Origin of the sequence: Vibrio ruber DSM 16370, assembly GCF_900163965.1 — a bacterium.
In the GTDB taxonomy this organism is placed as follows: domain Bacteria; phylum Pseudomonadota; class Gammaproteobacteria; order Enterobacterales; family Vibrionaceae; genus Vibrio; species Vibrio ruber.
The window spans coordinates 1-930 of the sequence record NZ_FULE01000079.1 but is presented as its reverse complement, the minus strand read 5'-3'; the positions used below and the strand labels follow the sequence as shown (position 1 = coordinate 930).

The following is a 930-nucleotide window of genomic DNA, read 5'->3' as shown; positions in this document are numbered from 1 at the left end:
GTTGTTTTTAATTGCTATTTTGCTCATCAGTGTTCATTGAAAAATATCATCAGTCAATGAATTGTGTGTAGCTATATGTGTAGTAAAAAATAAATTATGGCAGCAATTAACAAACTTTCAGATAAACAACTTAAGGCCATTCATGGCAAACCTTATACAGGGCGTCAGGTGGTTTCTGACGGTGCCGGACTCTCTGCAAGGATCTCTCCCAAAGGTAAAATTGCATGGGTCTACCGTTACCGACTCGGTGGCAGAGATTCCAATCCAAAATGGTTAGGGCTGGGAAACTACCCTGAAACCTCTATCAAACAAGCCAGAGAAAAACGCGACCTGTGCCGCGAGTGGCTGGATAATGGGCTTGACCCTTCAATGGAAATCCAGCTTGCTAAAGAAAAGCGGGAGAAACCCGTTACCGTTGCCGATGCAATGGAATACTGGTTAGTTGAGTATGCTGAGGTTCACCGTAAAACAGCAGGTCAATGGCGAGCCCATATCAATAATCATATCATTCCTTATATTGGTCATTTACCATTAGAGCAGGTCAGCACCCAGATGTGGGTGACATGTTTTGACCGGATGAGAAAAGGTGTCGAAGGTAAACAAAAACCTGTCCCTGTGCTTGCAGGCACGTTGTTTGCGGTGTGTAAACAGGCGTTACTCTTTTGCCGCAAAAGAGGCTTTGCGGTTAGTCATGCCCTCAATGATTTGGTTCGCTCGGATGTTGGCACCGCGAAATCAGAACGACATCGCGTTTTAACCGAAGCTGAGTTAAGGTCTTTTGTTGATTTCATCACGCATTCCAACCGGATGATGGACTATTACCAACGGCTTGCATTGCTGTTGACTATCTTTGGTGCACGAACGCAAGAGGTTCGGCTTTCAACGTGGGATGAATGGGATTTTACATCCCGACGATGGACAGTCCCCAAG

At 45.3% G+C, this 930-nt stretch carries 1 protein-coding gene; it reads left to right on the top strand.

Annotated features, from left to right (window positions below):
• Positions 1-96 precede the first annotated feature (96 nt).
• The coding region (locus tag VR7878_RS20185) for a tyrosine-type recombinase/integrase (RefSeq protein ID WP_077337760.1) at positions 97-930 on the top strand (834 nt) is incomplete at its 3' end.